At 58.3% G+C, this 7,537-nt stretch carries 6 protein-coding genes; 5 read left to right on the top strand and 1 reads right to left on the bottom strand.

The genetic code is table 11. The annotated features are described in order from the left end of the window. The 5 genes from tnpB to ACEN2R_RS20330 all read left to right on the top strand — a co-directional run. Window positions 1-306 (top strand): IS66 family insertion sequence element accessory protein TnpB (tnpB, locus tag ACEN2R_RS20310; RefSeq protein WP_442044685.1); only part of this gene is annotated, 306 nt, incomplete at its 5' end. 63 nt (window positions 307-369) lie between these two features. Continuing rightward, complete coding sequence (tnpC, locus tag ACEN2R_RS20315) at window positions 370-2,040, top strand: IS66 family transposase (protein WP_442044687.1); 1,671 nt, start codon at window positions 370-372, stop codon at window positions 2,038-2,040. A gap of 1,009 nt (window positions 2,041-3,049) precedes the next feature. Further along, window positions 3,050-3,442 (top strand): thiol-disulfide oxidoreductase DCC family protein, encoded by a 393-nt coding sequence (locus ACEN2R_RS20320; protein ID WP_442044688.1) that lies wholly within the window; start codon window positions 3,050-3,052, stop codon window positions 3,440-3,442. Between the two features lie 161 nt (window positions 3,443-3,603). Continuing rightward, window positions 3,604-4,797, top strand: coding sequence for an ABC1 kinase family protein (locus tag ACEN2R_RS20325; RefSeq protein WP_442044690.1), 1,194 nt, complete (start codon window positions 3,604-3,606; stop codon window positions 4,795-4,797). A gap of 52 nt (window positions 4,798-4,849) precedes the next feature. Then, the gene (locus ACEN2R_RS20330) at window positions 4,850-6,067 is read left to right on the top strand and encodes an FAD-binding domain-containing protein (RefSeq protein WP_442044692.1); all 1,218 of its coding nucleotides are present in this window, start codon (window positions 4,850-4,852) and stop codon (window positions 6,065-6,067) included. Window positions 6,068-6,342: 275 nt separating this feature from the next. Here the strand turns inward: ACEN2R_RS20330 and ACEN2R_RS20335 are convergent, their stop codons facing one another. Then, on the bottom strand, window positions 6,343-7,227 hold the full coding sequence (locus tag ACEN2R_RS20335; RefSeq protein WP_442044694.1) for a glycosyltransferase family 2 protein: 885 nt from the start codon (window positions 7,225-7,227) through the stop codon (window positions 6,343-6,345). Window positions 7,228-7,537: the final 310 nt, after the last annotated feature.

Consider the following 7,537-nt stretch of genomic DNA (forward strand, 5'->3'; position numbering starts at 1 on the left):
CAACCCACCAAAACCAACCGAAGAAACCCAAGCCTAAATTCCAAAGGCCACTGTCTCAAAGTCGTTGACACGTTCCGGACGGTGGTGTTCCGCTCCAAGCGTGGCGACAGGCTGAAGATTTTGGTTTGGGATGGAACCGGACTTGTTCTGATCTACAAGCGTCTGGAGGTTTCCAATTTTGTGTGGCCCAAGATCGAGGACGGTGTCATGCAGCTTTCTCGGGCCCAGTATGAGGCGTTGTTCGAAGGCTTGGATTGGCGGCGGATGGTGGCAAAACCGGTTGTGGCGCCTGCTGCGGCAGGGTGACTCAGGGCCAGATTTAAGCGTTGTTTTATTGGGCTTTTCTACTGGTTCATGGTAGAAAAGCGCATGTCACAGCCGTTCGATATTAGCCAGTTTCCGGGCCTGCCGCCCGAGGTCGTGAGGGCCTTTGAAGCGCAGCGGTTCGAGCTGGCTGTAGAGCGCGCGGCGCGGCAACATGAACAGGCTGTCGGCGCTGAGAAGGACGTCTTCATCACCGAACTGAAAGCGCTGGTCGAGAAGCTAGAAAGTCAGGTGGCCGATCATCGGCGAACCAAGTTCGGACCCAAGTCGGAAAAGCTGAGCCCTGATCAGCTGGAACTGGCACTCGAAGATCAAGAGACCGCCATCGCCGAGACGCAGCAAAAAATCGACGCCGTTCAAAACAAGATCGACCAGCTCGACAAGACTGCAAAGGACAAAAAGCCCCGCAAACCGCGCAAGCCTCGGACCCTTCCAGAGGGGCTGCCGCGCGTCGAGCGGGTCATCAATCCCGAAAACATCGTTTGCCCCTGTGGCTGTGGCGATATGGTCAAGATCGGTGAGGATCGTTCGGAGCGGCTGGATGTCATTCCTGCGCAATACCAAGTCATCGTTACTGTGCGCCCAAAATACGCCTGCCCCAAAGGCCGCGCAGGCGTGATCCAAGCCAAGGCACCGGCGCATCTTCTGGAAAACAGCTGGCCGACCGAAGCCCTGCTGGCGCAGATCACTGTGGCCAAATTTTGCGATTTCAATCCTTTGAACCGGCAATCCGTGGCCATGGCCCGCAACGGCGCGCCGATCGATCGTGCAGTCCTGTCGGACTGGATGGGCCGCACAGGCGCACTGATTGCCCCCGTGGTCGATCACATGGCCATGCAACTTCTGAAAGGCAGCACACGGCTTTATGTCGATGAAACAACAGCGCCCGTGCTCGATCCCGGACGAGGCAAAACCAAGACAGGGTACTTCTGGGCTGTTATGCGGGATGATCGCGGCTGGAACGGACCATCGCCACCTGGCGTCGTGTTCCATTATCGCCCCGGACGAAATGGCAAATATGCCGAAGAAATCCTCAAAGGCTTTGATGGCACAATCCAGGTGGATGCCTATGGAGGCTACACCGCCTTGGGCACTTCCAAGCGGGTGGGTGGCGCACCCTTGAAGCTGGCCTATTGCTGGTCGCATGGGAGGCGCGCCTTGATCAAGGCGCAGCCCAAAGCGGGCTCACCAATCGTCGTCGAGGCTCTGCTGCAGATCGCGGCCATCTACAAGATCGAGGCCGAGATCCGTGGGCTGCCGACCGCGCAAAGGCGTGCGGTCCGGCAGGAGAAATCCCGCCCGCTGGTCGATAAATTCTTTGTTTGGCTGAACGCTCAGGCCGGCCGTGTCTCGCGCAAGTCCGAATTGGGAAAAGCTCTGGCCTACATGCTGCGACGTCAGGAGGGCTTCCGTCTGTTCTTGGACGATGGCCATGTCGACATGGATTCCAACCTGGTCGAAAATGCGATCAGAAGCCCCGCCATGACACGCCGCAACACACTTTTTGCCGGGCACGATGACGGAGCCCGTTGTTGGGCAAGGTTCGCTAGCCTGATCGGAACATGTCGCATCAATGGCGTCGATCCCTATGCCTACCTGCACGATCTGTACACAAAGCTGGCCAGCGGGCATCTCGAAAAGGACATCGACGCTTTGATGCCATGGGCATATGCCGCCGCTACCTCATCACAAATGAGCTCGCCCGGGACTCCCTGACGACCACGCGCACGCGACAGCCAAATGCCTGTCAACATATGCACTCCGAAAATCTCAATGTGACGCAGGCAGCGCATACACCGAAGTGGCACGGTTGCCGTTTTTTTTGCGTTGCTTGGCGCTTACTCCAGCGAACTTTATCTGGGGTACATGCGCGACCTGTTCATCAGCATCGCCAATTGCCACTCGGCCAAGGACATCGGCGCACTGATGCCGTGGCTCCACGCGCAGCGCCTCATTCCCTCAAATTGACCTCGTCAGGGGCTCCCCAGCGAGCTCACGCCGCATAGTCGGACCGGTAGCCCGCCTCGCCGCAACAGCAAAACCAATGGCCAACAGCCGACGCTCACGGTTCACTTGCAGGGCGACTCGTTAAACGTTGACATAGCGTTGACATGGATTTGACAAGCGAAATCCCGACTGTTTAGGTCGTATTCTAAGTATTTGTTTTATTTGCATAAATTGGTTGCGGGAGTCAGATTTGAACTGACGACCTTCAGGTTATGAGCCTATAATCCCACGATTCCAATAGGTTAGCAAAAACAGGCACTTAGCCGATAAGCCTTTGATTTTACAAATTTGTGAACCGGACATTGAACTATATTTGCGCGTTTTAGCCCTCAAAACCCGCCGGAAAAAGACGTACGCGCGTTGACATGGCGTTGACATGAACATTTGGCATTAACTGCAAGTTAATCGCTTTCCAACTTAGCATTTGTCCCCTGATCACTTGGTCAAACCGTCGCAACACCCTACCCGAACCGGCAGTTCGCAAGTGACGCTGTAACGGGCCGCCGTCAGCCCAAAATAGCATTCCCAGCCCCGATCCCTGCTGGTGCAGCATTCGACACGTTGGGCGGAAAATGGCTACTCGCTTCGCTAAGGCCGTATAGCCGCAATGCGGAGAAAAAGCTACGTAACCGCACCGTGGCGCGCACTCGCGTCCTTACCCATCCCTTCGCGAAAAAGTGGGTGTTGAATTACTTTTGCAGCGGTCTAACTGTCGACCATGGAAAATAACCCGTCAACCTGCGTCCTTTACAATGCTAGCTGCCCGGTCTGTAACTTTGAGATCAGGCACTACGTGCAATATGCGGATCGCAATGGCTTGCCTATCCGGTTCGACGATCTGAACTCGGACGCGCGGCTGCAATGGAGGCTTGATGCCGACACGGCCGCCCGACGGCTTTATGTGCTGCATGAGGGCAGGCTGACGTCGGGGATACCTGCGTTTCTAGTGCTTTGGGCGCAAATGCCAAGGTACAGGTGGTTGGCCGGAACCATAGGTCTGCCAGGCATCAGGCAAATCGCTTCGGCGGTTTACGACTATGTATTGGCTCCCGTCATTTACCGCTGGCATTTGCGCCGGTTGCGCAAGCAAACCGCCGCTGTTTCTGACTGAGATCGGGGGACGACTTGCCACAAGACCATGATGACAAATGTGCACCTGTGCCAACTGGCCGCGTGGTGAGGTTCCTGCGGTTTGGAGGAATCGCCTCAGGGATTGCGGGCGGCGTCGCTGCGGGGGGCTTGCGCGCGCTGGCACAAGGCAGGCGGCCCGACATGGCGCAGCTTTTGATGACTCCGGCTAACACATTTCGTTTGACCGACGGGCTTTCGCAACTACGCGGTGCGGCGCTGAAACTTGGACAGATGCTGTCGATGGATACCGGGCTGGCCCTGCCCGACGAACTGACGGCGATCCTTGCCCGGACGCGCGACGATGCCCGCCATATGCCACCGAAACAGCTTCAAACCGTACTAAATGCCGAATGGGGCGCAGGCTGGCACAAACGCTTTGCCCGGTTTGACGTGCGCCCCTTTGCGGCGGCCTCGATCGGGCAAGTCCATCGCGCCCTTACGCACGATGGCCGCGACTTGGCGATCAAGGTGCAATATCCCGGTGTGCGGCGCAGCATCGACAGTGATGTGGACAACATGGCCGCACTGATGCGTCTGCCGGGCGTCACGCCGCGCGGGATGGACCTTGCCCCCCTGATGGCCGAGGCCAAGCGCCAATTGCACGCCGAAGCCGATTATCTCGCCGAAGCGCAGCATCTGACCCGCTTTGGTGCGTTGCTGGCGGAGTCTGACACCTTCGTTCTGCCAGACCTCCATTCGGACCTTTGCACAACGCAGGTCCTCGCCATGACCTATCTAGACAGTGCGCCGCTTGAAAGCCTGATTGAGGCGCCGCAGGCCATGCGCGATCAAGTGGCCGCAGCCTTGATCGACCTTCTATTGCGCGAATTGTTCGTCTTCGGGGCGATACAGACTGACCCCAACCTTGCCAATTACCGGTATGATCCGAAAACCGGGCGCATCGTGTTGCTGGATTTTGGTGCGGTGCAGCCCATCGCGCACGACCTTGCCGCGAATTTCCGCGCCCTTGCGCGGGTGGCCTTGGATGGAACCCCCGACGAGACGCGGGAAGCGATGCTGCGCATCGGGTATTTTGGTCCCAATACCGCCCCGCACCATCAGGATTTGATCACGTCGATGTTCCAGATGGCGATGGCTCCACTGCGTCAAGACGCCCCGTTTGACTTTGGCCGCAGTGATCTGCTGGAACGGTTGCGTGATATGGGTCTTGCCGTCGGCAATGACCGCGAGCTTGCCCATGTGCCGCCCGCTGCAACGCTGTTTTTGCACCGCAAGATCGGCGGCATGTATCTGATGGCGGCAAAACTTCGGGCGCGTGTCGCCTTACGCCCGATGATAGAGCCCTATTTCAACACGGACACGGCTCCCTGTTGAAATCGCGTTGGGCTGCGCCACCTTAGGCGGCGAAGGTGAAAAAGGTGGACCCATGACCGACTGGACAGCGACCCGTGCCGAGGGCGAAAAACGGCTTGCGGCCTTTGCGCCGCGTATGGGGCGCTGTTATGCCAACGGTCGCAACACAGATCACGGGCCAACCGGGCACAAAGCCGTATCTGTATTGTCACCATACATCCAGCGAAGGCTTGTGCTGGAATCTGACGTTGTGGCGGCAGCACTTGCATCGCACGGGCCACAGGATGCGGAAAAGTTTGTGCAAGAGGTGATCTGGCGCGGCTATTTCAAAGGCTGGCTGGAACGTCGTCCGCAGATCTGGACCAGCTATGTGCATGGGGTGCAAGCAGATCTTGCAGCGGTGGACCGCGACCGTCGTCTGCGCAGGGATGTCGACTTGGCGATGAATGGCCAAACTGGTCTTACTTGTTTCGATGCCTGGGCCGAGGAATTGGTAGCGACAGGCTATTTGCACAACCATGCCCGGATGTGGTTTGCCTCGATCTGGATCTTCACGCTTGGCCTGCCATGGCGGTTGGGGGCGGATTTCTTTTATCGGCATCTGCTCGATGGCGATGCGGCGTCGAACACGCTGGGGTGGCGCTGGGTCGCCGGGCTTCATACACGCGGCAAGCCCTATCCGGCAGAGGCTGCCAACATCGCGACCTTTACGTCAGGTCGGTTTACTCCGCGCTCGGACGATCTGGCAAAGGTGACACAAGGGCTGGAGGCGACCGAACCTGATGGCCTGCCATTTGTTCTGCCGCTGCGCCCGTTCATGCCACCACTACCGGGTGTACCGACAGCCTTACTTATCACGGGTGAGGATTGCCGGATCGAAGATTTCGGCCTTGCCGCCTTCGACATCCGCACGTCCGCCACTCTGACAACCAGCCACCTTCGCTCCCCCTTGCCGATCGCAGACTGCGTGTCAAAGTTTGAGGCTGCGGCGCTGGTGGATACGGCGACGAGGGTCGGCGTTTCCCCGCTAGAACTGTATGCGGATGCCCCCGACGACTTCGTAGAATGGGCCGCATCGGCAGGCGCCACGCAGATCGCCACGGCTTATGTTACCCGCGGGCCGATGCGCGATTGGTTGGAGGAGTCTGCACCCGCTCTGGCGGCGCGAGGCATCACGCTGCGCGAATGGCACCGCGACTGGGACTGCGCAATCTGGCCCCACTCCACCGCCGGGTTCTTCAAGGTAAAACAGCAGATCCCGCAGCTTCTTGAGCAATTGGTGAAGGCGTGACGATCACGAGATCGCCATATGTGCTGTCAGGTTGCCAATTGCGGCAAACTCACAACCATTGCATTTACCGCGCGGCCTATGGTCCGGGTGCGTTAGCTGACACGGCAGGAACCAGATGGCTGCCGGCACGTCCGGACCACCACGCAATTCGCCGACCGTAGATTTGCCATTTCGCCCAGCGACCGGAATTTGGGGCCGCGAACGCTGTTCCTGTCTAGACAGTCTGACTTCGCTTTCGACGCAAATAGGAATACGACGCAACCGCGCCAGGGCCTTTATCTGGTTTCGGCGAAAAGCGCAGGCGTTTCGTGGCCGAAGATTGTGATCTCGCCACTGAGGCAGGCATTTTCAACTGCGACGGCAGTCCGGATATTCCGCCGCGTCGCCGTTGAGATCTCCAGGTCATCCAGCGCTTCGATCAGGAAATCGCGCCAGGCGGTGCGGGGTGGTGAGCCTGCAACCTTTTCGCTCCGGTTGTCTGCGGATTTGTCCCAGGTGGCACCAATACGAGGCGACCAGACAACATCACCCAGAAGGGCCAGACGGCCCCAGCCTATTTTGTCTTCGCCAAATCGGACCCCTTCGGGAAATCCCTGGCTCTCCACCAGGCACCTTTTCCATGTTCCGGCCGTGCTCGACGAGACGATCATGGGCCCGGAACTCATGGCCTCGAAGAAGCAAGGAAGCGGTCCGCGACGGTCGGATCCGATTCCGAAACCGTGCTGTTTTGCCTTACGTTCCAGCGAAATCTCGCCCCATGCATCTGCGTAGAGCACGGCTTCCGGGAATTCTGTCATCAGAACCAGCAACTCTGAAACGTGATGGTCCGCCCAAGTATCATCTGCATCCAGAAACAGGATGACTTCCCCACGCGCAGCTTTCCAACCTGCGTTGCGGGCAGCCGCGGCGCCTTGGTTTTCCTGTCTGATGAGATGAAGGACACTTGCGTGATCAGGATCCTGTGACGCCCAGTCTCGTAACACATCGCTCGAGCCATCCGTGGAGCCATCATCGACCACGAGGAGTTCAAAAGCGACGTCTGCCAGGCGGCAGGACATGTAGGCCACACAGATCGCAGCGGCTATGTGGCGCGCTTTTTGATAGAGTGGAATGACAACGGAAACCACTGGCGTTGGTTTGGTCATCACGGGATGTGTCATGGAGGATCTTTCAGTTTAAGCCGCCGTCTACGGCATCTCCAGTCTCCTGACAAACCCGAAACGGAAATAGAACTCACTTACTGGGGGGGTAAGGCTCTGTTGCTTGGCAGAACGGATTGCCATTCGCTTTTGGGACGACCAGTTTCGCAGAATCCGGCCCGGCTGACAGGGTCACGGAGTGCCGCGCAGCAGATCAGGTCGAGCCGACGACGGCCACACAAGTCACCGTTAGGCTGGCTCACGGCAACACGCTGATGCGATCGTTCTGCCAGCCCGCCACCAATTCCCGCAGCGCAGGTGGTTCGATGAC

It is taken from the genome of Pseudogemmobacter sp. W21_MBD1_M6, from assembly GCF_052119585.1.
GTDB lineage: Bacteria > Pseudomonadota > Alphaproteobacteria > Rhodobacterales > Rhodobacteraceae > JBGQOJ01.